Genomic DNA, 25033 nt, shown 5'->3' on the forward strand with positions numbered 1-25033 from the left:
TATGACTAAATATACTAAAGATGACATTCTGAACAAAGCGGCCGAGCTTGCTGAAATGATCGCCAGCACGGAAGAAGTCGATTTCTTTAAACGGGCAGAAGCTCACATCAATGAAAACCAAAAAATCCGTGAAATGATCGCCAGCATCAAGAGCTTGCAAAAACAGGCTGTAAACTTCCAGCATTACGGCAAAGAGAAAGCATACAGTCAAGTTCAGGCCAAAATTGATGCACTGGAAAAACAATTGGATGAACTTCCGATCGTACAAGAATTCAAACAATCCCAAGTGGATGTAAATGATCTTTTACAAATGGTCTCATCACAAGTTTCAAATAAGGTGACGGACCTGATTATTGAATCGACCGAAGGAGACATCCTTCGCGGTGAAACAGGTTCACAAGTACAAGCAGGCGGCGGAAGCTGTTCATGAATATAAAAAAGCCCTTCTGAATTCAGAAGGGCTTTTTACTATGCGGAAATCCTTATACAGTGCCCATTCGTGACACATATCCCAAAACATGCGCATAAAATAACCTAGGTTTAAAACATTACAGCAGTTTTCAAACAATTAAAATTCTACGCACAATAGACTTTTACCACGCATAGGATGAATGGAAACTGTATGAGGAGGGTTCGCTAGCATGTCACAATATAGAGAGATAATTACTAAAGCGGTGGTGGCAAAAGGACGTAAATTCACAAAGTCCTCTCACACCATTTGCCCGGCTCATCATCCTTCTAGCATTCTAGGTTGTTGGATCATCAACCATAAATACGATGCAAAGAAAGTCGGCAAAAAGGTAGAAATTCACGGCAGCTACGAAATCAACGTCTGGTATTCTTATAACCATAATTCGAAGACGGAAGTTGTAACTGAAAAAGTGCAATATACCGACGTTATTTCGCTGAAATACCGTGATCCCGATTATCTTGATGACCATGAAATCGCTGCAAAAGCTGTCCAACAGCCGAATTGTTTAGAAGCTTGCATCTCCCCATGTGGACAAAAAATCATTGTCCATGTGGAAAGGGAATTCTTTGTGGAAGTCGTCGGCGAAACGAAAATTTGTGTCGCTGTAAGTCCAGATGGCCGCTGTGAGGATGACTGGGGCTCTGATTTCGATGATGAGGATTTCGAAGATTTAGATCCGGATTTCCTTGATGAATTCGAAGACGAATAGAATATAGAAATTAATACCGGATGACATTCCCTTCATCCGGTTTTATTTAATTTGAAGCGGGACAAGTCCCTTGCAGGGCTGGCAATGAGAAAAAATAGGGGTGTAATGTTACTATATCCGTGCGTATGGCTTTGCAGATACAGCTAGCTCACAATTTAAAGGATAATTGATTTACCATGCAATTTCGAATACAGGCAATGTTGCTTTCCCGTATGTTATAATGAAGGACATAAATGTGTAATAGATTTTAGTTTGGAAAGGTTTTGAAGGAATGGCTGGATATACTCCGATGATACAGCAATATTTAAAAATTAAGGCAGAGTATCAGGATGCCTTTTTATTTTTTCGTTTAGGCGATTTTTATGAAATGTTTTTTGACGATGCACTGAATGCATCACAAGAGCTCGAAATCACATTAACGAGCCGAGAAGGCGGTAGTGAAGAGCGAATTCCGATGTGCGGCATTCCGTATCACTCGGCTGCTAATTATATTGATATATTAATAGAAAAAGGTTTTAAAGTAGCTATTTGTGAACAGACCGAAGATCCGAAACAAGCCAAAGGTGTGGTACGCAGGGAAGTTGTCCAGCTGATTACTCCGGGAACGAAAATGGATAGTAAAGGTCTTCGAGAAAAGGAAAATAATTATATTGCTACCATCACTTATTTCACGGATGGTCAGTTTGGCTTTGGATACAATGATTTATCGACAGGGGAAAATAAGGTCACTTTGATTGAGAGTTTTGAGGAAGTCCTGAATGAATTTGCCATCCTTGGTGCGAGTGAAGTGGTCATTGCCGAGGATTTCAATGAAGAATGGAAAAAAAAGCTGCAAGAACGGGGTGCTGCCGCTCTATCCCTAGAGAGTAATTTGGTTCAAAGCGAGTCATTCGTTGCATTGCTTCATCTGTTAAAAGACCAGAAACTGGCGACAACGACCTCACGTTTATTGAATTATCTATACCGTACCCAAAAACGCAGCCTGGATCATTTACAGCCTGTGCTTGCATATGAAACTTCACAATATATGAAAATTGATTATTATAGTAAACGCAATTTGGAATTAACTGAAACCATTCGTTCCAAAGGTAAAAAAGGCTCATTATTATGGCTGCTTGATGAAACGAAAACAGCCATGGGCGGAAGGATGTTGAAACAATGGATTGATAGACCGCTCATTAATAAAAAACAGATCGAGCGGAGACAAAGCCTTGTTGAAACCCTGAAAAATCAGTACTTCGAACGGCAGGACTTACGTGAACGCCTGAAGGAAGTGTACGACTTGGAGCGGCTTGCCGGAAGGGTAGCCTTCGGGAATGTAAATGCTCGGGACTTGATTCAATTGAAACGTTCATTGCAACAGGTGCCAATCATTCGTGAAATCGTGAAGTCAATGGCTTCCAATCAGGATATTTCAATTCTGGCCGATAAATTGGATCCTTGCGAAGAAGTGACGGATTTACTTGAAACGGCGCTTGTAGAAAACCCGCCATTGTCCGTGAAGGAAGGGAATATCATTCAGGACGGTTTCCATAAGGAGCTGGATACATACAGGGATGCCAGCAGAAACGGGAAAACTTGGATTGCACAGCTTGAACGCGAAGAGCGGGAGCGCACAGGGATCAAATCATTAAAAATCGGATATAATCGTGTTTTTGGCTATTATATTGAAGTCACACGAGCCAATTTGCATCTGCTTGAAGAAGGCCGTTATGAACGGAAGCAAACTTTAACGAATGCCGAACGTTATATCACACCTGAATTGAAAGAAAAGGAAGCTTTGATTTTACAAGCAGAGGAAAAAAGCATCAGTTTGGAATATGACCTATTCCTCAATCTTCGTGAAGAGGTCAAAAGCTATATCCCACGCTTACAGGATTTAGCGAAAGGCGTCAGTGAACTGGATGTCCTGCAGTGCTTTGCGACGATTAGCGAAGAACGCCATTACGTGAAGCCTGTCTTTTCTGATGATCGAAGAATCGTCCTGAAGGAAGGCCGGCATCCAGTGGTCGAGAAAGTCCTTCAATCACAGGAGTATGTCCCCAATGACTGCTTTATGGATGGAGACCGGGAGTTACTCTTGATCACAGGGCCCAATATGTCGGGGAAAAGTACGTATATGCGTCAGATTGCGCTAACATCGATTCTAGCGCAAATTGGATGCTTCGTGTCCGCAAGTATAGCTGAATTGCCTATTTTTGATAAGGTATTTACTAGGATTGGCGCGGCTGATGATTTGATTTCTGGTCAAAGTACATTCATGGTCGAGATGCTTGAAGCAAGAAATGCCATCATGAATGCGACAGAAAACAGTTTGATATTATTTGATGAGATCGGGCGAGGAACATCGACTTACGATGGAATGGCGCTTGCTCAGGCCATCATTGAATATATTCATGAGGAAATTGGGGCAAAGACACTCTTTTCGACTCATTATCATGAATTGACTGTATTGGCAGCGGATCTGCCAAAATTGAAAAATATCCATGTCAGTGCCATCGAGCAAAATGGAAATGTCGTTTTCCTTCATAAAATTAAAGAAGGGCCAGCAGATAAAAGCTATGGAATTCATGTGGCTAAGCTAGCTGATTTACCGGAGCAGTTAATAGATCGGGCGGCCGCTATTTTAGCGCAGCTAGAGAATGAAAATGGACAGGCAAAGGCGTTGCCTGAACAGCCGGCTGCTGCTGTAAAAGCACCTATTGCCGAAGAAGCCGCTCCTGTAACATCCGTCAATGAGGCACAGCTTTCCTTCTTTGGGGAAGAGGCTCCTAAAGGAAGAGTGAATTCTTCACCTAAGGAAATAAAGGTGCTGGATGACATAAAATCACTGGATATCCTTGAAATGACGCCGCTTGAGGCAATGAATACCCTTTATAAATTACAAAAGAAACTTAAATGAGAATTAAAGCGAGGCGATAAAAATGGGAAAAATCATACAGCTTGATGAGGCTTTATCTAATAAAATCGCAGCTGGAGAAGTTGTTGAACGCCCAGCCTCAGTCGTTAAGGAACTTGTGGAAAACGCAATAGATGCAAACAGTACCATTATAGAGATTGAATTGGTGGAGGCTGGACTTGGTTCCATTCGGATCGTGGATAATGGCGATGGGATTTTGGCTGATGACATAGAAGCGGCATTTAAACGCCACGCCACAAGTAAAATAAAAGATGAAAATGATCTTTTCCGAATTCGAACACTTGGCTTCCGCGGTGAAGCAATGCCCAGTATTGCTTCAGTTTCCCGTTTTGAAATGAAAAGCAGCACTGGCGAAGGTGTAGGAACGCGCATACTTCTTGAAGGCGGTATGGTTAAGGAACTCGAGGCTTCATCCAGCCGTAAAGGAACGGATATCCTGGTTTCCGACTTGTTTTACAATACGCCTGCAAGATTGAAATATATGAAAACCATTCATACAGAGCTAGGAAATATTACAGATGTCGCTAACAGGCTCGCACTTTCTCATCCTGATGTTTCTATACGGTTATCTCACAATGAGAAGCGTATCCTGCATACGAATGGTAACGGTGATGTCAGACAGGTGCTAGCCGCAATCTATGGTACGAATATTGCCAAAAAGATGATTCCGGTTCAGGCAAGCTCCTTGGACTTCAAATTATCCGGATATATCGTTATGCCTGAGGTCACCCGGGCTTCAAGGAATTATATTTCAACCATGATAAACGGCCGCTTCATAAAAAACTATGCACTCGTGAAAGCAATCCTGGATGGGTATCATACACTTCTTCCAATTGGACGTTTTCCAATTGCTTTGTTGAATATTGAAATGGATCCGATTCTTGTCGATGTCAATGTACATCCATCCAAAATGGAGGTAAGGCTCAGCAAGGAACAGGAATTGTACAGTCTTGTATCGGAAACGATTAAATCTTCGTTTAAAAAGATGTCTCTAATACCAAGTGGATATACACCAATAGCAAAGCCGGAACAGGTGAAAAGTGAGCAAACTACGCTGGAATTGGACCATGTTGTGGAAAGCGGCAAGCGGGTCCTTGAAGAAGCCAAGAAAGAAGCTTCACTCTTGAAGGATACCTTGATTCGGGAAAAGCAGGAACAAAAGAGTTATGTGGATCATAATGAAGATTTCAAACTTGAACCAATAAAGGAAATATTCTATAGCAATGAACAGCAGCAAATGGAAGATGCCTATATACCGGTCTTACAAGATGATGAAAGCAAACCATATTTCGATTCAGCTGAAAAGTATACAACCTACACTGTCGAACAAGAGGAAGAAATCGAGGCGAATGAACCGGACAGCCGCATCCCTCCCATGTACCCGATTGGGCAAATGCATGGAACATATATTTTCGCCCAAAACGAAAAAGGTTTATATATCATAGACCAGCATGCTGCCCAGGAACGGATCAAATACGAATATTTTAAAGAAAAGGTCGGACGTGTTGAAAACGAGCTACAGGATATGCTTGTACCCATTACCCTTGAATTTTCAACAGACCAATGTATCCGGATAAATGAATATCGGCATGAATTGGAAAAAGTCGGCGTCTATTTAGAGGAGTTTGGCTATAACGCCTATATTGTCCGATCGCATCCACAATGGTTCCCTAAAGGAATTGAACAGGAAATCCTTGAAGAAATGATCGAACAATTGCTATCGATGAAAAAGGTCGACATCAAAAAATTGCGCGAAGAAGCAGCTATCATGATGAGCTGTAAAGCCTCCATAAAGGCAAACCGTCATCTGCGGAATGATGAAATCCAAGCACTATTGGATGAACTAAGGCGGACAACAGATCCCTTCACATGCCCTCATGGAAGACCGATCATCATCTCTTATTCCATTTATGAAATGGAGAAAATGTTCAAGCGGATCATGTAATTAAAAAGCAATGGAGAACCCTTATGTATTCGGGTTCTCCATTGCTTTTTTAGTAAAATGACCACATTAATGGGTCCATAATCTTTAAAACAAATCGTTTGAAAAGTTTTCTGCAGAGGAGTCCTGTATATTCTGAGTAACATGATTATATTTTATCTATGGTTATAGAAACTTTTGAATGTCCTAATCTTCTGATATCACTATAGGATTTTCTCCGATCTCCAACATTTTAATTGCATTTGTATGTCGTAAATTATGAAATCGTCTGAGAACAAGCTGGGTAAAACAGTCATTAAAGAAATTTAAGAGTGGGCTAATGCCTGCTCTTTTTATTAAGAGGCTCTGTTAAGGATGTTGTTGATTTCCTTGATGAACTAACGGGGCAGGTTAGTGGAAAAAGGAAATTCCAATTCTCTAAATTTTCTTCATAGTAATAACTCTCAGTTCATACAATTAATGATCTATAAAAGTATTTAATGGGAGTGGAATGCATGGGATCTAGAGAGTTAACAGGACGTGTAATCTTCAAAGGAGACCCTGGCTATAAAGAAGCCATTAAGAATTGGAACCCTTATGTTGATACTTTTCCTCTTGTCTTTGTTTTTGCACAAAATACCCTTGATGTAAGTAATGCCATTAAATGGGCACGTAAGAATAATGTTCCCGTGCGTGTTAGAAGTGGCCGTCATGCTCTTGATAAGAACCTCTCAGTAGTAAAGGGAGGAATTGTTATTGATGTCAGTGACATGCAAAAAGTGCACTTAAATAAAAAAAAGGCAATTGCAACCGTTCAAACAGGAATTCACGTAGGCCCGCTTGTAAAGGGATTAGCTCGAAAAGGGTTTATGGCTCCGTTTGGAGACAGTCCAACCGTTGGCATCGGAGGAATTACGATGGGCGGTGGATTTGGAGTGCTCTCACGATCGATTGGTCTTATAAGTGATAACCTCCTCGCACTGAAAACAGTGGATGCCAAAGGCAGGATTATTCTAGCAAATAAGGACGAAAACAAGGATTTATTTTGGGCTTCCAGAGGCGGAGGAGGAGGTAATTTTGGATATAATACCGAATACACATTTAAAGTTCGTCCTGCCCCTAAAACTGCAACCGTCTTCAATATCATTTGGCCGTGGGAACAATTGGAAACAGTATTTAAAGCTTGGCAAAAATGGGCGCCGTTTGTAGACGAACGATTAGGGTGCATACTTGAGATTTACAGCAAAGTAAATGGTTTGTGTCATGCCGAGGGAATTTTCCAGGGTTCAAAAACTGAGCTTATTAAATTATTGAAACCATTAATAAATTCTGGAACCCCAACGCAAATAGTTATAGAAACATTATCCTATCCAGACGCTATAGATTTCTTAGACCCTGACGAACCAATTCCTGGTAGATCTGATCAGAATGTTAAATTCTCCTCCGCTTGGGGACTTAATCTTTGGCCGGAAAAACCAATTTCAATCATGAGAAAATTTTTGGAGGAAGCCACTGGGACAGAATCCAATTTCTTTTTTATAAATTGGGGTGGTGCTTTAAGCAGAGTACCTAGCGACAAAACAGCCTTCTTTTGGCGTAATCCATTGTTTTATGTGGAATGGACTGCTAGTTGGGAAAATAATTCACAAGAAGCTATGAATCTTGCATCAGTTGAAAGGGTACGTAAGCTGATAAAGCCATATGTAACAGGTTCATATGTTAATGTTCCAGACCAAAACATTGAGAATTTCGGAAAAGCATATTACGGCTCAAACTTTGCAAGGCTTCAAAAAGTAAAGGCGAAATATGATCCCAAAAATTTATTTAATTTTCCACAGAGCATACCACCATCTAACAAATGAGATGCAGTTTTTTTATGGGGAAATTTACAGTTTATTAAACTAACGGGTGAGTTCGTAATATAAGGTTAGCCAGTTTTTACTGGTTGACCTTTTTTAAATAGAACCGTTATATCAGTAGCCAGGATAGGACGTACGGGTGCGTGGGACTTGATCCCGTGAACTAAACTTTCAGCCCCCTACTTGTAGAAACATGTTTGAAGCTGGTTGGGACTTAGGTCTCGCGTAGTGGTTTTTAATCTGCTGAATCCACTCGTATGCCGCAATAGCAGCTGTACAATCTGGATCCTTTTTAAAATCTGAATTAGGAACAGGTAAGCTGCCACTTTGTAAAAACTTTGTTCCCTTCGAATGTAAGTAAACTTTGATATTAATGTTCAACTTTCAACACCTCAATGAAACATTAAACGAAATTATTTTATTCTTCCTTATCGAAAATATAATCTAGGTTACCCCTCTATTTTATTAATTAGTTCCTCCTCTTCACTCAACATATTTATAAATTTTACTAAGGATGCAGGTACATACTTATCTTTTCGATAAATGAAAACTGTCCTAACTTTTCCATTCGGAATTGAGTGTTGTCGAATGATTCCGTCTTGTTCCTGTTTTGAAACAACACTTAGTGGAAGCATACTTATACCTAGACCAGCTGCTACACAACCGATGATCCCATCTATAGTGCCAAATTCCATTATCTTATTGGGTATCATCTTCTCTTGTTGTAGCCATTGTTCAAGCTTTTGCCGATAAGCACATCCTGTATGAAATACAAGCAGCGTCCTTGTTTGAATATCTTTGATAGAAAATATAGGAGGATGAACTGTATCTGTAATGAGCATTAGTTCCTCTTCGAATACTTCTTTTTGAATGAGATCAGGGTGATTAATGGGTCCAGCCACAAATGCACCATCAAGTTCATTTTGAAGAACTGCTTGAATATTTTGATCAGTAGAGCCTGTTTTTAAAGTTAAATCAACCTCTGGAAAGTCTTTATGATACTTTGAAAACAAGACTGGTAAGCGAACTGCTGCGGTTGTTTCCATTGAACCAATAATTAACGGACCTCTAGGTGTTTGATCATCATTCATCATATTTTTGGTTTCTTCTATAAGATCGAATATTTTTTCTGTATATGTTAGCAATATGGTTCCTTTGTCAGTTAATGCAGTGCCACGATTATGTCTATAAAAAAGAGTTGTTTGAAGATCTGATTCCAACTGCTGTATTTTCATCGTGATATTTGACTGTGCATATTGAAGTTCTCTTGCTGCTTGAGAAATACTTCCCATCTTAGCAACACTGTGGAAAATTTTTAATGAGTGCAAATCCAAAATAATCTCTCCTTAGTTGATATATCTTTTGGCCATCAGTATGAGTGATACCAAATATCGATTTTATGTATTATACCATATGGCAAAAAGAAGATATGCTTATAATATCCTACATTTTAATTGGACACTCTAAAACCATTATTTATTTTGAGGGGAGATACAAAATGCCATTATTACGTTTTGATTTAGTAGAAGGAAGAAACGAAGAAACTTTAAAAAAATTATTGGATTCGGCTCACCATGCGATGGTGGAAGCTTTCCAAGTGCCTGAAAGTGATCGTTATCAAATAGTTCATCAGCACCCGCCGCTTGAGCTAATGATCGAGGATACCGGACTGGGGTTTAAAAGAAGCAGAGACCTAGTAATTATTAGTATTGTAAGTAAAAAAAGAACTGTAAAACAGAAAGAAACCTTATACTCACTTCTTGCTAGTAAGCTTGAATCGGACTGTGGGATTTCTCCACAGGACTTGATGGTTTCTATAACAGAAAACAGCGATGCTGACTGGAGTTTTGGACGAGGGGAAGCACAGTTTCTAACAGGTTCATTATAGCTATAAAGGTATGCTTACAGTATACAATTTCATTGGAGGAGAATCTTTGAAGAATCAAACTTGTCTTTTTTTAATAGGGGGAATATTTTCTTTAATCATTGCTATGGGGATTGGAAGATTTGCATATACTCCCATTCTTCCCCTTATGCAAAAAGAACTTTCTGTATCAAATACTGCTGCTGGTTATATAGCATCCAGTAATTACGCAGGATATTTGCTTGGAGCAATTTTAGCAGGTGCCATTCCTTTTAAGAAGTATAGAACCATTTTGTTAAGAATAAGTCTAATCATCAGTATCTTAACCACGGCCCTAATGGGTCTCTCATACTCTAATTTACTTTGGAATGGACTTCGCTTTCTATCAGGGTTTGCCAGTGCGTTTGTATTGGTCTTAGCCTCCGGTATCGTGTTAGATAAACTTGCAACTATAAGAAAAACCAGTTGGTCGGGGATTTTTTATGGAGGAGTAGGTTCGGGAATCTTTTTATCCAGTCTAATGATTCCGAGTTTAGACCATTTATTTCGGTGGGAAGGAACATGGATAGGACTAGCTGTTGTGTGTGGAATTCTTGCTATCTTTGTATGGATCTGGCTCGATGAAACCCCTAACGTTGTCGAGAAGAAAAATAAACAAGATATTATTGTAAAAGTGCCCCCCGCTAAATGGATTATATGGTTGATTATTGCGTACGGTTTAGAAGGATTGGGTTACATTGTTACCGGAACGTTTATCGTATCCATCGCTGAAAAGACCTCATACTTTCATAATGGTGCCACCTTAGTTTGGATGATGGTGGGATTGGCTGCGATTCCATCCTGTCTCATCTGGTCTTTACTAGCTAAAAAATGGGGATTCATTAAATCTTTAGTGCTTGCAATGGCTCTGCAATCCTTCGGTATTGCGATGCCAGCTTTTTGGATGTCAAAAACTAGTTTTGTCATAAGTGCTTTATTATTTGGAGCCACGTTTATGGGTATCACCACCCTGGCTACAACATTGGGACGGGAAATGAATCCATCTGATAGCAGTCGGACTATTGGCATTCTTTCTGCTATTTATGCTATTGGACAGTTGATAGGACCAAGCCTAGCTGGAGTCTTATCATCATTTACACATGATTTTAATGCTGCTTTTATTGGCGCAGCATGTGTTGTCTTTTTGGGGGCAATTTTGCTTTTAAGTGGGATTCATTTTGAGAACAACCCTAACATAAGACATTCAACCATTCAATACAAACAAACAGAAGAGAATTAAATAGGATTAAAATACAAAATTGGGGGAGTAATTGATGTTAAATAATGAAATGATGAAGCATTTGAAGATTAAGAACCCTATTATACAAGCACCTATGGCTGGAGGGATTACCACTTCGAATTTAGTAGCCGAGGTATCTAATGCTGGGGGACTTGGAATGATTGGAGCAGGCTATCAGACACCAATACAATCAAGAGAGCAGATTAGAGAAATCAAGCAGTTAACGTCAAACCCTTTTGGCATCAATCTATTCGTGCCAAACGAATTTAACGTAAACCCTGACGCAGTCCAATCAGCTAACCAGCTTTTACACACAATTCGTAAGCAATTAAATTTAGAACCAACAGACAGCTTTGACATTCCTGAATATAAAACAATTTTTGAAAGCTTTATTGAACAAGTTAAGGTTGTCATTGAAGAGAATGTATCTATTTGTTCCTTTACATTTGGTATTCCTCCACAGGAAGTGATGGATGAGTTAAAACAACATAACATCACTCTTATAGGAACAGCCACAACGGTTAGGGAAGCCGTTGAAAATGAAAAAGCAGGAATGGATATGGTTGTTGTGCAGGGCAGTGAAGCTGGCGGGCACCGCGGGAACTTTATTGATGGTCATCATGAGAGCCTAGTAGGTTTAATGTCCCTAATTCCGCAGGTTGTTGACAATGTAAGCATACCTGTTATTGCTGCAGGAGGAATTATGGATGGAAGAGGATTAAAGGCTTCACTCTGCTTAGGAGCACAAGGTGTACAAATGGGTACAGCTTTCTTGACATGTATCGAAAGTGGAGCACATAAGGTACATAAAGAAGCCATTTTGAATGCTGATGAAGACCAGACAACCTTTACTCGTGCCTTTTCTGGTAAATGGGCTAGAGGTATTAAAAACAAATTTATTGAAGATATGCTGGAGCATGAATTGGTTGTACCCGATTTTCCTGTTCAAAATCTATTAACTCAAGTAATTAGAAAAACGTGCAGTGGACAAAATAATCAAGATTTCATGTCCCTATGGTCTGGCCAGAGCCCAAGATTAGCTAAAAATCAATCTGTTGTATCATTAATGAAAAATATTATTACAGAAGCTAAAAAAAAATAAATCTATTATGAGATGTTACGAGGTTAAAAGAATTCGGTTTTTAAGCGGATCATGTAATTAAAAGTAATGGAGAACCCTTATGTAATGGGGTTCTCCATTGCTTTTTTAGTTAAATGACCACAAAATGACCACATTTATTGGTTCATGCTCTTTTTGCTAGTGCTTTTGAAACGTTTTCAGCTGAAGAGTCCTGCATATTCGAAGTAACTGAGTTAGCTTCTGTTTATAAAGTCAAGTAATAACTTGTGTGAATACTTTATATCACTATTTATTTCACTATCTTCTACAGATCCTAAAATATATAACGGTTTTTTTATTATGATTTCATCAGTTACAAGCTCATCGGTAATTAATTCAACTAAATTTTGAGATGCGCTTTCTTGAATATATATATCTGAGTTAGTTTCAAGGAACATAATCAGTGTAGATGCGAGTTCTGTCAAATCTTTATAACTACATACCCATATGCTTATACCATCTAAAATGTCCTCAGTTTCTATACTTTTACACAACTCTTTTGCACGTTTAACGGATACTCATATCCACCAATGTATTCGGACAAATCTTCTGTTGGCGGTTCATATAAATTTTCAATCATTTCTTTAAAAGTCTTAAAGATAACAGAAGTTCTGTTCTCTTCAGTGTCTATAAAAGTTATTTGTGGTTCATCTTTATTTTTTCTATAATCTAATACAAGCCACATGTGTCCATCTCCGGAGATTGTTACAAAATCTTTTTCTTTAATTCCCCATTCATTAAGAAGGTATTTTGGATTTGTAAATTCCGTCATTCTCTTTAATTCCAAACAGAAAGTCTACAGCAATATGATCATCAGCGTAGGAATTTTTAAAACTCACTGGTAATGCGTTGTATTTTAAAAATCCCCCATTTTGGATTTTTAATTGTTCAATATATTCTTTTGGGAGATTAATGTTTAAATTTGTTTCAGCATCAAGGATATCTCCTTCTGTTAATTTATTTAGTTTATATTCATCAAAATCCATATCTTCGAATTCTTCAAAAATAGATTCCAAGTATCACACTCTCCATATTACTTAGTAATTAATATAATTGCTTTCTGTAATTTAAAGATTTTATTCCTCTTAGTTTCATTCTTATCAAATAAATCATCCAACATTAAAATCTCAATTATTTATAGGCTTTTTCAATTGTAAGGTGATTTCTCATATTTATCCAAGAAAATGTTTTTATTTATTTGCATTGATAAAATTTCAATAAGCCTTTTGGATAGAACCTTTGATGCACTATTAAACCACAGATGATTAAATTTTATAGAACTAGAATGAGCACTTTGATAGGGGGTGGTTCTTTTAAAGATAGGAGTAGTTCTGAGCCAACCGCAAAATTGAAGTGAATAATCTGTTGCTGTATTAGGGGGAGCAATTTGAGAATTTCTAATATTAATTATAAGAAGAAACTCGGTAGAATATATATATAAAATGTATAATGACCAATTGTATCTAAGTGTGTATAGGATTGATAATACCCATAAACCACATTCACCATAATGTAAGTTTTGCAGTAAAAGAATACGACTTTTTAAACGGGTCATGTAATTAAAAGCAATGGAGAACCCTTATGTAATGAGGTTCTCCCTTAGACGTCATCCATGAAGGGGGTATAGGCCTTGATTCTGCTTCCCAACGTTATCTTTAATAATAATATGGGGGATTGGGCTGGTAATGATAGTTGTATGCCGGGGCAGTATATATTTGGTTATCATAGTGATTAATATATTGAGGATATTGCTGCATCTCTTCATCGGCTCGATGGCAGTTGACTGGCGGACCGATGAATGTTGAGGGCTGAACCGGTGCAATTGCTTTTTTCCATTGGTTTTCATCCATGCAATAAGTATGTGCCATAATATTTGCAGGCGTCAATTTCAAGATATCCGAACCGAGGATCACCTCAGGTGTTGGTGCATTAAAAATGGCGAGCAAATGAGTATTATCCGTATTAGCCACTTCATAATGCCACCAACCTTGTGGGACGTTGGCTACTTGACCGGGTTTAATGGGATAATTTTGTATTTGCTTTGTAAAAGGATTCAGTAATGAAACGGTTGCCGCTCCAGAAATGCAATACACGAGCTCTGCTGCATTTTGGTGATAATGCGGTTCTACGACATTGTCTGTACTAAGGTAAATATCTAATAATGAAACATTTTCGAGTGTGTTCAATTGTTTGATACCTAATACATTTATATAGTTTTGATTGTCTTTTTTCATTAAATTGCTTTTATTAATATCGAAAAAGTATTGTGTGGATGGTGAAGTATAGTCCATATAGGAGACCATGAATTTATCATTCCTTTTTTAAGACTTGATTTTTCAGGATATGTTAGATCTCATTTTAATGTGCAATAACCCAGTAGGTTATATGCCTATGGAGCTAATAAGGAGTATTGATGATACTGTCATTGAATGAATGATAGGCAGTGACTTCGTGAAACGTATTAGCTGTGTTTATTATATCAATATTATTTTTATATATTTTAAAACCGAATCTACTAAACTGAATTTTTGATATAATCAAACATTTGATAAGCGTAATTTTCCCATTGCATGAATTTAAATTACAGTGATATAATGTTCTCTGTGATTTTAAAGTTTAACATAGGAAGTGGCTAAATTGTCGAACAATTCAAAAGAGAGTAAATTCGTCCCGTACGTCTCTGCATCTAAATCTCTACCGGAATTGACTGCAACTGCAATCATTCTAGGGATCATTCTTGCAATCGTATTCGGGGCGGCAAATGCATACTTAGGCCTACTTATTGGTTTAACTGTCTCTGCTTCAATACCCGCGGCGGTAATTTCAATGGCCATATTAAGAGGGGTTTTTCGCAGGGATTCAATATTAGAAAACAATATTGTGCAAACGATGACCACGGCAGGTGAGGCTATTGGTGCCGGTGCTGTATTTACCATTCCGGCATTATTCATGTGGGATATGGACGTGAGTCAAGCATTCATCATTTTCGTTGTATTAACTGGGGGATTTTTAGGGGTCTTCATGATGGTTCCCCTTCGCCAGCTTTTGATTGTAAGGGAACATGAAACATTACCTTATCCTGAAGGTACGGCATGTGCCGAGGTCCTGAAGTCAGGAGAAAAGGGTGGTACAAGCGCTAAGCTAATCGGAGCCGGTTTGGTTATCGGCGGTGTTGTTAAAGGGCTTGGTGATGGGTTTAAGCTTTTCAAGACAGAGGTTGAAACAGGAATCACGAATTTTAAAAATGCAGTGGTTGGTCTTGATGCCTTTCCTTCCCTTTTGGGAGTAGGTTATATTATTGGACCGCGTGTTGCAGGACAAATGCTAGGTGGGGGTTTATTAGCTTGGGTTGTTCTAATACCGGCCATCAGCTTTTTTGGCGGAAACAATGGAACAGCCATTTTCCCTTCTGATGTACCGATCGGTGAATTGGATGCATGGGGAATTTGGGATAATTATATACGCTATATTGGTGCTGGTGCCGTTGCAACTGGCGGATTGATCACTTTAATCAAAACATTACCAATACTTTTCAGTTCAGTTATTGATACTCTTAAAGGCGTAAAAGCCAATAAAGGACAACTAAAATCGGGTTCTATCCGTACAGAACAAGACATACCGGCTAAATACGTTTGGTTGGGAACGATCATCGTAATTTTAATCATCGCATTCACACCTATAACAGATGTAGGAATCATCGGTGCGATAGCAATCGCGATTTTTGGATTTTTATTCGTGACAGTGGCTTCAAGGGTTGTTGGAATCGTCGGAAGTTCTTCTTCTCCTGTTTCTGGAATGACGATAGCTACTCTATTGATTGTAGCGATTGTCTATAAAGCAACTGGTTTTACTGGTACGACTGGAATGGTAGCCGCTTTAACCGTCGCTGCGATCATTTGTACAGCACTTGCGGTTTCTGGTGATGTTTCTCAAGATCTAAAAACAGGATATATCGTCGGCGGAACACCATGGAAACAACAAGTTGCCATGATGATCGGTGTTGTTGCGTCCGCTTCTGTCATTGGTTTTATCCTGGTTCTAATGGATAACGCATATACGATGGGATCTGCAGAACTGCCTGCACCTAAAGCGGCACTAATGAAAATACTTGCTGAAGGTGTTCTTGGAGGAGATTTACCTTGGACACTCATCTTTATCGGTGCGGCTATTTCGATCACATTAGAATTTTTCGGTCTAAATTCACTTGTTGTTGCTGTCGGCATTTATTTGCCGGTTCATACTAGTGCCCCAATCATGATCGGTGGATTTATTCGTTTCTTCGTTGAATTTTTCTCGAAAACAAAAGAAGCACTTAAAGCACGGGTTGATAGAGGTGTATTATTTGCCTCTGGTTTAATAGCGGGTGAATCATTGATTGGTGTACTTATTGCCATATTGATCGCAGCTGGTGTCCAAGTTCCGGCTGTGGCTAAATTAGCCAGCAATTTGCTACCATTCTTATTATTCCTTGCTCTAGCTGGATTGCTTTGGTTCGTATCCAGCAAAGGGAAAAAAGAAGATGCTTCGTAAACGCCAATCAAAAAAGAGGAACCTGTTAACCATGGTTCCCCTTTTGGAAAGACGCGTCACTATGGTACAAGAATCTTCGGAAGCAACTTTTTTGGTCATTCAAAGGACCAATTTTGTGGAACGAATTACCATTCGTTTCTTTAAACAGCCATCAGTCCGTAAAATCAAGCTTGATAAGTTTGGAGCATATGCCATTAAACAGATGGAGTTCCAAAGGAATGTAAATCAGATTTCTGAAGCGATGAGTGAACATTTTGGTGAGGAAGCAGAACCAGCCTTACCGAGGTTGATGAAATTCCTGGAAATTCTAGAGGTTCATGATTGGATCATATGGGATGATAAAGTAGAAAAATGAAAAAAGCTGAAGCTCTTTTTGATGCTTCAGCTTTTTTCTGTTTTAAATTTGGTAAATTAAACTTTTTCATAGGTTTACGCCATTCTAATAATCTGCATTTTTACGAAAATGAACTTTGAGTATAATTATTTGTAACAACTTTATATATGTTTTATTCTTGTACTGTTAGTCATGAAAAAATATTCATATTTTGAAGAGCAGGTGGATTATTATGGGAAGAGTACAAGGTAAAGTAGCATTAGTGACAGGTGGAGCTTCAGGTATAGGGTTATCCATATCCACACTAATGGCTAAAGAAGGCGCAAAAGTCGTGATTGCTGATTTTAACGAAGCAGGAGCAAAAGAAGCGGCCGAAAACATTAAAAAACAAGGTGGGGAAGCGGCTGGAGTATTCTTGGATGCCGGACAAGCAGATTCCATCCAGGCAGCAGTTGACTTTACCATTGAACAATATGGAACCGTTACGGTACTTGTTAATAATGTGGGTTTAACTAACCTGCATAAAGATCTGGATGTCGTGAACTTAGATTTGGAAGAATGGGACCGACTTATGGACGTGAATTTAAAAAGTGTGCTATTGGGAAGCAGGTTTGCGATTCCTCACATGATTAAAGCGGGAGGAGGTTCGATTATCAATACGGCCTCAATGGCTGGGTTTACAGGTGACTCTTTACGATCCGCATATGGTGCGTCCAAAGCGGGGGTAGTGAATTTGACTCGTTATATCGCTGCACAGTATGGTAAAGATCAAATTCGTTGTAATGGAGTGGCACCAGGTCTTATTTTAACTCCTGCAGCGAAAAATAATATGCCTCAGGCCGTACTCGATATTTTTGCCAAATTCAATGCATTGCCATATCATGGTGAAGCGGATGATATCGGTTATACCGTACTATTCCTTGCATCTGACGAGTCCAAATTCATTACAGGTCAGACAATCCAAGTGGAAGGCGGTCATTATATAGCCAACCCAAGCATCTCTGATTTTAATGATTATGTAACGAAAGCAAAATCCAATTAATTGTCTGGACATTCATATAACAAAACCTTACCCTGGATAAGATCAACCTTATCCGGGGTTTTTAATTAGGAAGCCCTTTATTTAAAAAACATGAAGCAGGTGCAAATCACAATGGAAGTAACGAATTATGATGAAATGCTGAACATCAGGACGGAAGGTGAACAAAAAAATTTCAATGATTCTTTGCATTATCATCGATACGAACCTACGCCATACAGCGCATTAGAACATTTATTCAAAGATTATCCACTGAAAAGAAATGACCGCATTGTGGATTTTGGATGCGGTAAAGGACGCTTGAATTTTTTGATCCATCACTTATATCAATCATCTGTAGTTGGCGTGGAGATGAATGAAAATTTCTATAAAGAAGCGATCGAGAATCTGAATGGCTACATGAAGAAAAGGAAAAACGACAATAACGATATAGAATTCCACTGTTGCTTGGCAGAAGAATATGATATTGATACGAAAGACAATCGTTTTTATTTCTTTAATCCGTTCTCGGTTCAGATTTTCATGAAAATCATCAATAACATTTTGCTTTCCTTTGAAAAACAAACGCGCCAAATCGAACTGATATTATATTATGCTTCACAGGATTATATTTTTTTCCTCGAAAATCAAACCGCCTTCGAGTTGAAAAACGAAGTGATGTTACCTGGCTTGACTGAATCTAATCCTTTTGAGAAATTCGTCATATACCAAATGTTAATTTGAATGGATACTTTGGTGATAAACAAGTAAATATTAAAAGCACCCAAGCGATATTTCATAGATGCTTGGGGGCAATGAGTAACGAACGATGTTGGATGCTTAATTTACCGTGCCCTTTCCGCCGACTGTATGCAAAGCCTCATCAAAGCAAGCGACTGTGGGTTCTCGGCTAGCCAGTTATTCGGCAGGAGTGTCGCAAATTTCTTCAATCCAATGAAGTTTCACCCATAAAAAAGTAAAAAACATGAAGGATAACTAAGTCTTCCGAACCTCCTTTTATCGACAAAAGGGTTTCTATCTAAATTTTAAAACTAAGTTGATTGGATCGGGTGTTCGAGACTCCTGCGGGAAAAGCGCGTCCAGGGGAGACCCGCAGGCGCAAAGGCGCCGAGGGGGCTCCCGGACCGCCCGCGGAAAGCGAGTGCCTGGAGTGGAATTCAACGTTCCAATCTTACAAACCCCTAAAAAAATCGAGTTTGTCTACAGTCTGGGCTGCCTTAATTAATAAGGCAGCCGTCTTATTTTATATAATAATATTCAATAGTTCCGCTCGATGACAAAGTGCGCACGATCGCCTCTAAAGAGAGTTTTAGAGAATTCAATGACCGATCCGTCATTCTCATATGTGTAAGTTTCCAATGAAAAACAAGGTGAGCCGTTCGGTACGTCCAATTTGTCAGCAATGGAATCGTCGGCAAGTGAAAACTCCAAGTGTTCGACCGTTTTTTTTACTTTTAAATTGAATTGTGTCTCAAGTACTTTAAAGAGTGATTTTTCGCAGGCTTCGATATTAAGCCCGGGTGTTTTATACCAAGGGAGAAAGGCAATTTCATATTGAAGGGGGATGTCGTTTACGTAACGTATCCGTTCCAGTTTATTTACGGGGTCTCCAATATTTTGTTTGAAAAGCTTGGCAAGGGTAGCATTTGCTTCAATTACCTTTAAGCTAATTACCTTTGTAGAAGGGTTTTTTCCTTGCATCGTGACTTGCTCAGAGAACTTTTCAACCGTGCTTGAAAGAAATTGCTTCACTTTATTTTCCGAAACGAAAGTCCCTTTGCCCTGAACACGGTAGATGTAGCCTTCGACGTTCAATTGCTGTAAGGCCGTACGAACTGTTGTCCTGCTTACTCCGTATATCTTACAAAATTCGGCCTCAGTCGGTAATTTTGTATTTGTTTGATATTCGCCATTTTTTATGAGATCGATAATCGATTCCTTAACTATGGAATGCAATGCCGCTTCTTTATTCATGGTCTCCACAGTGATTCCTCCTATGTTCATTCCCAATATATACATATAGATTATCTCGGATAAGTTCAATAATCAACTTTAATTCACAAATTTGTAGTAACAAATTAAAAATTGTGTTGATATTTTTTCGATTTGTAACTACAATGTATGTATGGAGGCAATAATACCCATTTCATATCCAGGGGAAGTGATAAAAAAGTAACATCGATTATAAAAAATGCGGTTTAGTCTTACTTGAAAATACTGAATAATCAATCATTAAAAAGGGGGGTAATTTCAATGAATATCTTATTATGTTGTTCTGCAGGGATGTCTACTAGTTTATTAGTTACCAAGATGGAGGAAAGTGCTAAAAAACAAGGGGTAGAGTGTCATATATGGGCGGTTGGTTCTACAGAAGTGAACAATGAAATAGATAAGGCCGATGTTATTTTATTAGGTCCGCAGGTTAGATATCTTCTTTCCAAGCTACAGGAAGCGGGGAAAGAAAAGGGAATTCCAGTCGCAACCATCAATCCAATGTTCTATGGACTATGTAATGGTGAAGAAGTACTAAAACAAGCCACTACTTTAATAAAAGGAGAATAAGGATATGATGACTTTTATTGATAAGTATATTATGCCTGGGGCGGTAAAGGTAGGAAATAACCGGCATTTGCTTGCAATTCGTGACGCATTGATTGGAATGATAGCGATTACAATGATCGGGTCATTTGCCGTCCTGTTTAATAATCTAGGGCAAGTCATCAAGCCTTACGGAAGAATGATGGAGGCCATCTTCGGTCCTGCATGGAATACGCTCGGCGGTGATATTTGGTTTGGAACCTTTGCATTCATGACGGTATTCGCTGTATTCGGCATTTCTTATAAATTGGCACGATCATACGGTGACGATGGTTTTGAAGCGATGCTGGTATCCGCAGCCTGTTTCTTCTTACTATTGCCTCAAATCGGAAATGTCACTTTAACCATCGATGATAAGGATGTTACTGGCGGGGCCTGGGGTTTTGTAAGCGTGAACTATTTTAATGCTACAGCACTCTTTACAGGAATTGTCGTTGCCTTGATAGCCACTGAAATATTTGTGAGACTTTCCCGAGTGAAGTATTTAGTCATCAAGCTTCCTGATGGGGTACCTCCTGCGGTTGCCCGTTCATTTGCAAAGTTAGTGCCGGGTATGGCAACGATCTTTATCGCTGGTATATTCGGACTGCTGTTCCGTAAAGCTACGGATGGGCAGGTATTGAATGACTGGTTGAGTAAAGTGATTGTATCTCCATTACAAAGTGCAGTAGATTCATTGCCATTCGCTATTTTACTAGTATTTCTTGTTCATTTATTATGGATGATCGGTTTGCATGGACCCAATATCCTTGGTGGGATAACGACACCGCTTTTTGAAAGTTCAGGAGTGAAAAATATCGATTTATATGCAAAAGGCGTCAAAGACATGGACCAATACGGGGTATTGGCGGGTTCTTTCCTGGATGCATTTGTTTATTTAGGCGGATCTGGTGCAACATTGGGCCTCATCATTGCAATGATCATTGCCGGCCGGAAACGGTATAAACAGATGATTGCACTCGGAGGGGCACCAGGAGTGTTCCAGATTAACGAACCCATTCTTTTCGGATTGCCTATCGTTCTGAATCCAATGTGGTTCATCCCATTTGTTCTCGGCCCGGTAATTACAACGGTGATCTCTTATATCGCGGTAAGCAGCGGAATGGTTTTCCCGATCGTCGCTAAGATTCCATGGGTTACCCCACCGATTGTAGGTGGATTCCTGGCCACAGGCGGACATGTATCTGGAGCGGTTTTGTCTGCAATCAATCTAGTCATTTCAACAGCTATTTATTTACCATTCGTTTATGCCCAAGTGAAGATAGACACCAAAAATGAAACAAAGATTACAAAAGATTCAGAAACGCTAAGCGTTTAAGAAAGTAGTGATGAAAAATGGAAAAAGAAGAATTATACCAGCTATCCTTTCAATTGATTTTATATAGCGGGAATGCGAGAAGCTTTGCAATGGAAGCATTGCAGGAAGCAAAGAAAAAGAATTTTGATTCTGCCCGCGTGAAAATAGCCGAGGCCGAAACGGAATTACTGCAAGCGCATAAATACCAAACCCAATTAATCCATGCTGAAGCGGGAGGGAACCATTTTGATCTTCCCATCATCCTAGTGCATGCACAAGATCATTTAATGACGGCGATGACAGTAAAGGATCTTGCAATGGAAATGATCGATCTACGCGAAGAATTCTTACATGCAAATGTTGTGAAGGAGAGGACTGCCGAATGAGCAAGGGGCTGAAGATTGTCACGATTGGCGGAGGATCGAGCTATACACCAGAACTGATCGAAGGTTTCATTAAATATCATGAAGAACTTCCTGTGAGTGAAATTTGGCTAGTGGACATCGAAGCGGGAAAGGAAAAGCTTGAAATTGTCGGGAATTTGGCAAGAAGGATGATTGAAAAGGCTGGTGTGAATATTGATGTCCACCTCACGCTAGATAGAAAGAAAGCGCTTAAAGGCGCAGATTATGTAACAACCCAGCTGCGGGTTGGCCAGCTCGCAGCAAGGGCACTTGATGAAAAGATTCCATTGAAACACGGAGTGATTGGACAGGAGACGAATGGACCTGGCGGGCTTTTCAAGGCTTTTAGAACGATTCCAGTCATTCTGGATATTGCTCATGAAATGGAGGAATTATGTCCGGAAGCATGGCTGATTAACTTCACGAATCCTGCAGGAATGGTAACGGAAGCAGTTCTGCGTCACAGTAATATTTCCAAAATCATCGGACTTTGCAATGTGCCGATTGGTATGGAACGAGGTGTTGCGGATTTGATGGATGTAGAGCCATCAAGAGTCCGGATCGACTTTGCCGGCTTGAACCATATGGTTTACGGGTTGGATGTATTCGTTGATGGCGAGAGTGTCAAAGATCAAATCATCAATTTGATTACGGATCCAGCTAAAGCTGTCACGATGAAGAATATCCATGCAATGGGCTGGGAGCCGGAATTCCTTAGAGCGTTAAACCTGTTTCCGTGTCCATACCATAACTACTATTACAAAACGGGAGATGTGCTGGCCCAAGAATTGAAGGATGCTGAAAAAGGGGAAACACGTGCAGAGGTCGTTCAAAGACTTGAAGCAGGTTTATTCGAGCTATACAAAGACCAGGATCTGGCTATCAAGCCGCCACAGCTTGAAGAGCGCGGAGGTGCGTACTACAGCGATGCGGCTGTGCGGTTGATTTGCTCGATGTATACGGATAAGCGAGATATTCAAGCGGTAAATACGGTCAACCATGGTGCGATTGAAGGCATCCCTTACGGCTCGGCGATCGAAACCAGTTGCGTGATAACTAAGGATGGTCCTAAGCCAATCAATGTAGGGGAGCTTCCTGTCGCTGTCCGCGGATTAATTCAGCAAATCAAATCCTTTGAAAGGGTAGCCATTGAAGCTGCAATTTCGGGGGACTATGATACTGCGTTGCTTGCCATGACGATCAATCCACTCGTTCCAAGTGACCGGGTTGCAAAACTTATCTTAGACGAAATGCTGGAGGCACATAAAGATTATCTGCCGCAGTTTTTTGAAAAAAAGGAGTTGCAGGATAATTTATCATGATTGAAGTCCTTGTAAATGCAGATGATTTCGGGTTAACTAAAGCGGTGAATTATGGGATTTTGGATAGCCACAAATATGGAATTGTCAATTCGGCAACGATCATGATGAATGCGAAAGCAACGGAGCATGCGATTGAAATCGCAAAGAAGACACCATCGTTGAAGGTAGGTATACACTTAGTGCTGACATGGGGGAAACCTTTGTTGAGTGATGTTCCGAGTTTGGTTGATGAATCTGGTTTCTTTAAGAAGCAAGGGTTGGTATATGGGGATCCTGCCGGTATTTCCTTGAGCGAATTGGAGAGGGAGTGGTCAGCACAAATCGAAAGATTCTTGGAATTTGGTCTATTCCCGACTCATTTTGACAGCCATCATCATGTACATGGGATCACAGCATTTCTACCGGTTATTAAAAAGCTGTCAGATAAATATGGAATGCCAGTGCGTAATGCCGGAACGCACCTTGCTGGGATTCAAACCGTTACAGATGTATTCCTGGATGATTTTTATGGAGAAATGGTGGTTGAAGATTACTTTCAAAACTTGAAGGGGAGGGTAATGGATGGGGCGAGCGTGGAGATAATGACTCATCCTGCTTATATGGATGAAGAATTGATGGAAGTCTCCTCTTATAATGATAAACGCTTAAAAGAAACCCGGATTTTGACAAATGCAAAATTACCTGAGGGATTTTTCCTTAGATTCAGCATCAACCAGGTTAACATTTGATTTCGATAAATATAGCCCTTCTAATTGCAAAAGAGGACCATTCATCCAAATGATGAATGGTCCTTTTAAATTAAATGAGTGCTTTATCTTAAAAATTAATAAGCCAAGCTGAATAGGGCTTTGATGTGTGATAGATAGCGAACATTACTTGCTTCTTTCATCAATGTAGCCGGAAGGCCTTTAAGGGACGTGTTATTGGCCCCAACCGTTGCCACCGCATCCTTACGGCCAAGGCTCGCAAGTGTACCTGAGTTTACAGGTGAAAATGCTTCAAGTTTCTTGCCTTCAAAGGCTGCGAATAGGTTGTAACCAACAAGCTCACCCATTTGCCAAGCATTTTGAGCAGTAGGAGCGTATGGACGGCCGCCTTCTGGAGGGAAAGCAACGGCACTGTCTCCGACAACGAATACGTCTTTATGGGATTTGGATTGCAAGAACTCATTAACGGTTGCTTTGCCGCGATCCACTTCAAGGCCTGATTCGCCTACGATAGGAAGAGCCGCAACTCCGCCTGTCCAAACAAGCGTATTGGCCGTTATCGTTTGCCCATCTTTCAATTCGATTTGATTGCCTTTAACACCCGTTACAGGCAGACCTGTCAAGAATTCAACGCCGCGTGCTTCCAAGCTTGTCATGG

General features: G+C 39.7%; 25 protein-coding genes. 18 read left to right on the forward strand and 7 right to left on the reverse strand.

From position 1 onward, the window contains the following. The first annotated feature begins 1 nt into the window (after window position 1). The 5 genes from V3595_RS12930 to V3595_RS12950 all read left to right on the forward strand — a co-directional run bounded on the left by V3595_RS12930 (window position 2) and on the right by V3595_RS12950 (window position 7884). The gene (locus V3595_RS12930) at window positions 2-430 is read left to right on the forward strand and encodes a YlbF/YmcA family competence regulator (protein WP_063231802.1); all 429 of its coding nucleotides are present in this window, start codon (window positions 2-4) and stop codon (window positions 428-430) included. A 211-nt stretch (window positions 431-641) separates the two neighbouring features. Continuing rightward, window positions 642-1181, forward strand: a complete 540-nt coding sequence (locus V3595_RS12935) for an outer spore coat protein CotE (protein WP_057278378.1) — start codon at window positions 642-644, stop codon at window positions 1179-1181. A gap of 271 nt (window positions 1182-1452) precedes the next feature. After that, the gene (gene mutS / locus V3595_RS12940; RefSeq protein ID WP_485907532.1) at window positions 1453-4083 is read left to right on the forward strand and encodes a DNA mismatch repair protein MutS; all 2631 of its coding nucleotides are present in this window, start codon (window positions 1453-1455) and stop codon (window positions 4081-4083) included. A gap of 22 nt (window positions 4084-4105) precedes the next feature. After that, a complete protein-coding gene (gene mutL, locus V3595_RS12945) occupies window positions 4106-6046 on the forward strand; it encodes a DNA mismatch repair endonuclease MutL (RefSeq protein ID WP_485907534.1) in 1941 nt (646 codons plus the stop codon). Between the two features lie 491 nt (window positions 6047-6537). Then, on the forward strand, window positions 6538-7884 hold the full coding sequence (locus tag V3595_RS12950; RefSeq protein ID WP_485907536.1) for an FAD-binding oxidoreductase: 1347 nt from the start codon (window positions 6538-6540) through the stop codon (window positions 7882-7884). A gap of 446 nt (window positions 7885-8330) precedes the next feature. On the opposite strand, the gene V3595_RS12955 is transcribed toward V3595_RS12950, so the two are convergent. Next, a complete protein-coding gene (locus V3595_RS12955) occupies window positions 8331-9215 on the reverse strand; it encodes a LysR family transcriptional regulator (protein ID WP_485907537.1) in 885 nt (294 codons plus the stop codon). A gap of 164 nt (window positions 9216-9379) precedes the next feature. On the opposite strand from V3595_RS12955, the gene V3595_RS12960 reads away from it, so the two are divergent. Genes V3595_RS12960 through V3595_RS12970 form a run of 3 tightly spaced genes read left to right on the forward strand, consistent with a single transcriptional unit; the run spans window position 9380 to window position 12126 of the window. Then, a complete protein-coding gene (locus V3595_RS12960) occupies window positions 9380-9769 on the forward strand; it encodes a tautomerase family protein (protein ID WP_485907539.1) in 390 nt (129 codons plus the stop codon). Between the two features lie 46 nt (window positions 9770-9815). Continuing rightward, window positions 9816-11024 carry a YbfB/YjiJ family MFS transporter gene (locus V3595_RS12965; protein ID WP_485907541.1) on the forward strand — a complete coding sequence of 403 codons (1209 nt, stop codon included), beginning with the start codon at window positions 9816-9818 and terminating at the stop codon, window positions 11022-11024. 34 nt (window positions 11025-11058) lie between these two features. Continuing rightward, a complete protein-coding gene (locus V3595_RS12970; RefSeq protein WP_485907543.1) occupies window positions 11059-12126 on the forward strand; it encodes an NAD(P)H-dependent flavin oxidoreductase in 1068 nt (355 codons plus the stop codon). 212 nt (window positions 12127-12338) lie between these two features. Here the strand turns inward: V3595_RS12970 and V3595_RS12975 are convergent, their stop codons facing one another. The 4 genes from V3595_RS12975 to V3595_RS12990 all read right to left on the reverse strand — a co-directional run bounded on the left by V3595_RS12975 (window position 12339) and on the right by V3595_RS12990 (window position 14447). Further along, window positions 12339-12569: a hypothetical protein gene (locus V3595_RS12975; RefSeq protein ID WP_485907545.1), complete on the reverse strand. Its 231-nt coding sequence runs from the start codon at window positions 12567-12569 to the stop codon at window positions 12339-12341. 53 nt (window positions 12570-12622) lie between these two features. Beyond that, window positions 12623-12916 (reverse strand): SMI1/KNR4 family protein, encoded by a 294-nt coding sequence (locus V3595_RS12980; RefSeq protein WP_485907547.1) that lies wholly within the window; start codon window positions 12914-12916, stop codon window positions 12623-12625. Then, on the reverse strand, window positions 12882-13160 hold the full coding sequence (locus tag V3595_RS12985) for an SMI1/KNR4 family protein (protein WP_485907549.1): 279 nt from the start codon (window positions 13158-13160) through the stop codon (window positions 12882-12884). The genes V3595_RS12980 and V3595_RS12985 overlap by 35 nt, the downstream gene beginning before the upstream one ends. Window positions 13161-13799: 639 nt before the next feature. Continuing rightward, window positions 13800-14447 (reverse strand): cupin domain-containing protein, encoded by a 648-nt coding sequence (locus V3595_RS12990; RefSeq protein WP_485907551.1) that lies wholly within the window; start codon window positions 14445-14447, stop codon window positions 13800-13802. Window positions 14448-14781: 334 nt separating this feature from the next. On the opposite strand from V3595_RS12990, the gene V3595_RS12995 reads away from it, so the two are divergent. The 5 genes from V3595_RS12995 (at window position 14782) to V3595_RS13015 (ending at window position 18770) form a co-directional block, all read left to right on the forward strand. Further along, complete coding sequence (locus V3595_RS12995) at window positions 14782-16674, forward strand: OPT family oligopeptide transporter (RefSeq protein ID WP_485907552.1); 1893 nt, start codon at window positions 14782-14784, stop codon at window positions 16672-16674. Window positions 16675-16717: 43 nt separating this feature from the next. Further along, a complete protein-coding gene (locus V3595_RS13000; protein ID WP_485907553.1) occupies window positions 16718-17029 on the forward strand; it encodes a PqqD family protein in 312 nt (103 codons plus the stop codon). Beyond that, window positions 17026-17148: a hypothetical protein gene (locus V3595_RS13005; protein WP_485907555.1), complete on the forward strand. Its 123-nt coding sequence runs from the start codon at window positions 17026-17028 to the stop codon at window positions 17146-17148. The genes V3595_RS13000 and V3595_RS13005 overlap by 4 nt, the downstream gene beginning before the upstream one ends. A 92-nt stretch (window positions 17149-17240) precedes the next feature. Continuing rightward, on the forward strand, window positions 17241-18050 hold the full coding sequence (locus V3595_RS13010) for an SDR family NAD(P)-dependent oxidoreductase (RefSeq protein WP_485907557.1): 810 nt from the start codon (window positions 17241-17243) through the stop codon (window positions 18048-18050). A gap of 111 nt (window positions 18051-18161) precedes the next feature. Beyond that, window positions 18162-18770 (forward strand): methyltransferase domain-containing protein, encoded by a 609-nt coding sequence (locus V3595_RS13015; protein WP_485907559.1) that lies wholly within the window; start codon window positions 18162-18164, stop codon window positions 18768-18770. 534 nt (window positions 18771-19304) lie between these two features. Here V3595_RS13015 and V3595_RS13020 read toward each other — a convergent pair. Then, window positions 19305-20021 (reverse strand): GntR family transcriptional regulator, encoded by a 717-nt coding sequence (locus tag V3595_RS13020; protein WP_485907595.1) that lies wholly within the window; start codon window positions 20019-20021, stop codon window positions 19305-19307. 279 nt (window positions 20022-20300) lie between these two features. Between V3595_RS13020 and V3595_RS13025 the strand changes: the two genes are divergently transcribed. From V3595_RS13025 to chbG, 5 genes are read left to right on the forward strand one after another with little or no spacing between them, the layout of a single operon-like run. Then, on the forward strand, window positions 20301-20609 hold the full coding sequence (locus tag V3595_RS13025; protein ID WP_048684685.1) for a PTS sugar transporter subunit IIB: 309 nt from the start codon (window positions 20301-20303) through the stop codon (window positions 20607-20609). Window positions 20610-20613: 4 nt separating this feature from the next. Beyond that, a complete protein-coding gene (locus tag V3595_RS13030; RefSeq protein ID WP_485907561.1) occupies window positions 20614-21963 on the forward strand; it encodes a PTS sugar transporter subunit IIC in 1350 nt (449 codons plus the stop codon). A gap of 17 nt (window positions 21964-21980) precedes the next feature. Then, window positions 21981-22328, forward strand: coding sequence for a PTS sugar transporter subunit IIA (locus V3595_RS13035; protein ID WP_485907563.1), 348 nt, complete (start codon window positions 21981-21983; stop codon window positions 22326-22328). After that, window positions 22325-23668, forward strand: a complete 1344-nt coding sequence (locus V3595_RS13040) for a 6-phospho-beta-glucosidase (RefSeq protein ID WP_485907565.1) — start codon at window positions 22325-22327, stop codon at window positions 23666-23668. Before V3595_RS13035 ends, V3595_RS13040 begins: the two co-directional genes overlap by 4 nt. Continuing rightward, window positions 23665-24396 carry a chitin disaccharide deacetylase gene (gene chbG, locus V3595_RS13045; RefSeq protein WP_485907567.1) on the forward strand — a complete coding sequence of 244 codons (732 nt, stop codon included), beginning with the start codon at window positions 23665-23667 and terminating at the stop codon, window positions 24394-24396. Before V3595_RS13040 ends, chbG begins: the two co-directional genes overlap by 4 nt. 95 nt (window positions 24397-24491) lie before the next feature. Here chbG and V3595_RS13050 read toward each other — a convergent pair. Then, window positions 24492-25033 (reverse strand): NAD(P)/FAD-dependent oxidoreductase (locus V3595_RS13050; protein ID WP_485907569.1); only part of this gene is annotated, 542 nt, incomplete at its 5' end.

It is taken from the genome of Bacillus sp. CFBP9009, assembly GCF_036541465.1.
Taxonomy (GTDB): Bacteria; Bacillota; Bacilli; order Bacillales; family DSM-1321; genus Peribacillus.

Bases quoted from the DNA above. Each gene is read 5' to 3' on its own strand.
- V3595_RS12930 (WP_063231802.1), top strand. From the start codon at position 2: ATGACTAAATATACTAAAGATGACATTCTGAACAAAGCGGCCGAGCTT.
- V3595_RS12935 (WP_057278378.1), top strand. From the start codon at position 642: ATGTCACAATATAGAGAGATAATTACTAAAGCGGTGGTGGCAAAAGGA.
- mutS (WP_485907532.1), top strand. From the start codon at position 1,453: ATGGCTGGATATACTCCGATGATACAGCAATATTTAAAAATTAAGGCA.
- mutL (WP_485907534.1), top strand. From the start codon at position 4,106: ATGGGAAAAATCATACAGCTTGATGAGGCTTTATCTAATAAAATCGCA.
- V3595_RS12950 (WP_485907536.1), top strand. From the start codon at position 6,538: ATGGGATCTAGAGAGTTAACAGGACGTGTAATCTTCAAAGGAGACCCT.
- V3595_RS12960 (WP_485907539.1), top strand. From the start codon at position 9,380: ATGCCATTATTACGTTTTGATTTAGTAGAAGGAAGAAACGAAGAAACT.
- V3595_RS12970 (WP_485907543.1), top strand. From the start codon at position 11,059: ATGTTAAATAATGAAATGATGAAGCATTTGAAGATTAAGAACCCTATT.
- V3595_RS12980 (WP_485907547.1), bottom strand. From the start codon at position 12,916: ATGACGGAATTTACAAATCCAAAATACCTTCTTAATGAATGGGGAATT.
- V3595_RS12990 (WP_485907551.1), bottom strand. From the start codon at position 14,447: ATGGTCTCCTATATGGACTATACTTCACCATCCACACAATACTTTTTC.
- V3595_RS13005 (WP_485907555.1), top strand. From the start codon at position 17,026: ATGAAAAAAGCTGAAGCTCTTTTTGATGCTTCAGCTTTTTTCTGTTTT.
- V3595_RS13010 (WP_485907557.1), top strand. From the start codon at position 17,241: ATGGGAAGAGTACAAGGTAAAGTAGCATTAGTGACAGGTGGAGCTTCA.
- V3595_RS13015 (WP_485907559.1), top strand. From the start codon at position 18,162: ATGGAAGTAACGAATTATGATGAAATGCTGAACATCAGGACGGAAGGT.
- V3595_RS13020 (WP_485907595.1), bottom strand. From the start codon at position 20,021: ATGAATAAAGAAGCGGCATTGCATTCCATAGTTAAGGAATCGATTATC.
- V3595_RS13025 (WP_048684685.1), top strand. From the start codon at position 20,301: ATGAATATCTTATTATGTTGTTCTGCAGGGATGTCTACTAGTTTATTA.
- V3595_RS13030 (WP_485907561.1), top strand. From the start codon at position 20,614: ATGATGACTTTTATTGATAAGTATATTATGCCTGGGGCGGTAAAGGTA.
- V3595_RS13035 (WP_485907563.1), top strand. From the start codon at position 21,981: ATGGAAAAAGAAGAATTATACCAGCTATCCTTTCAATTGATTTTATAT.
- V3595_RS13040 (WP_485907565.1), top strand. From the start codon at position 22,325: ATGAGCAAGGGGCTGAAGATTGTCACGATTGGCGGAGGATCGAGCTAT.
- chbG (WP_485907567.1), top strand. From the start codon at position 23,665: ATGATTGAAGTCCTTGTAAATGCAGATGATTTCGGGTTAACTAAAGCG.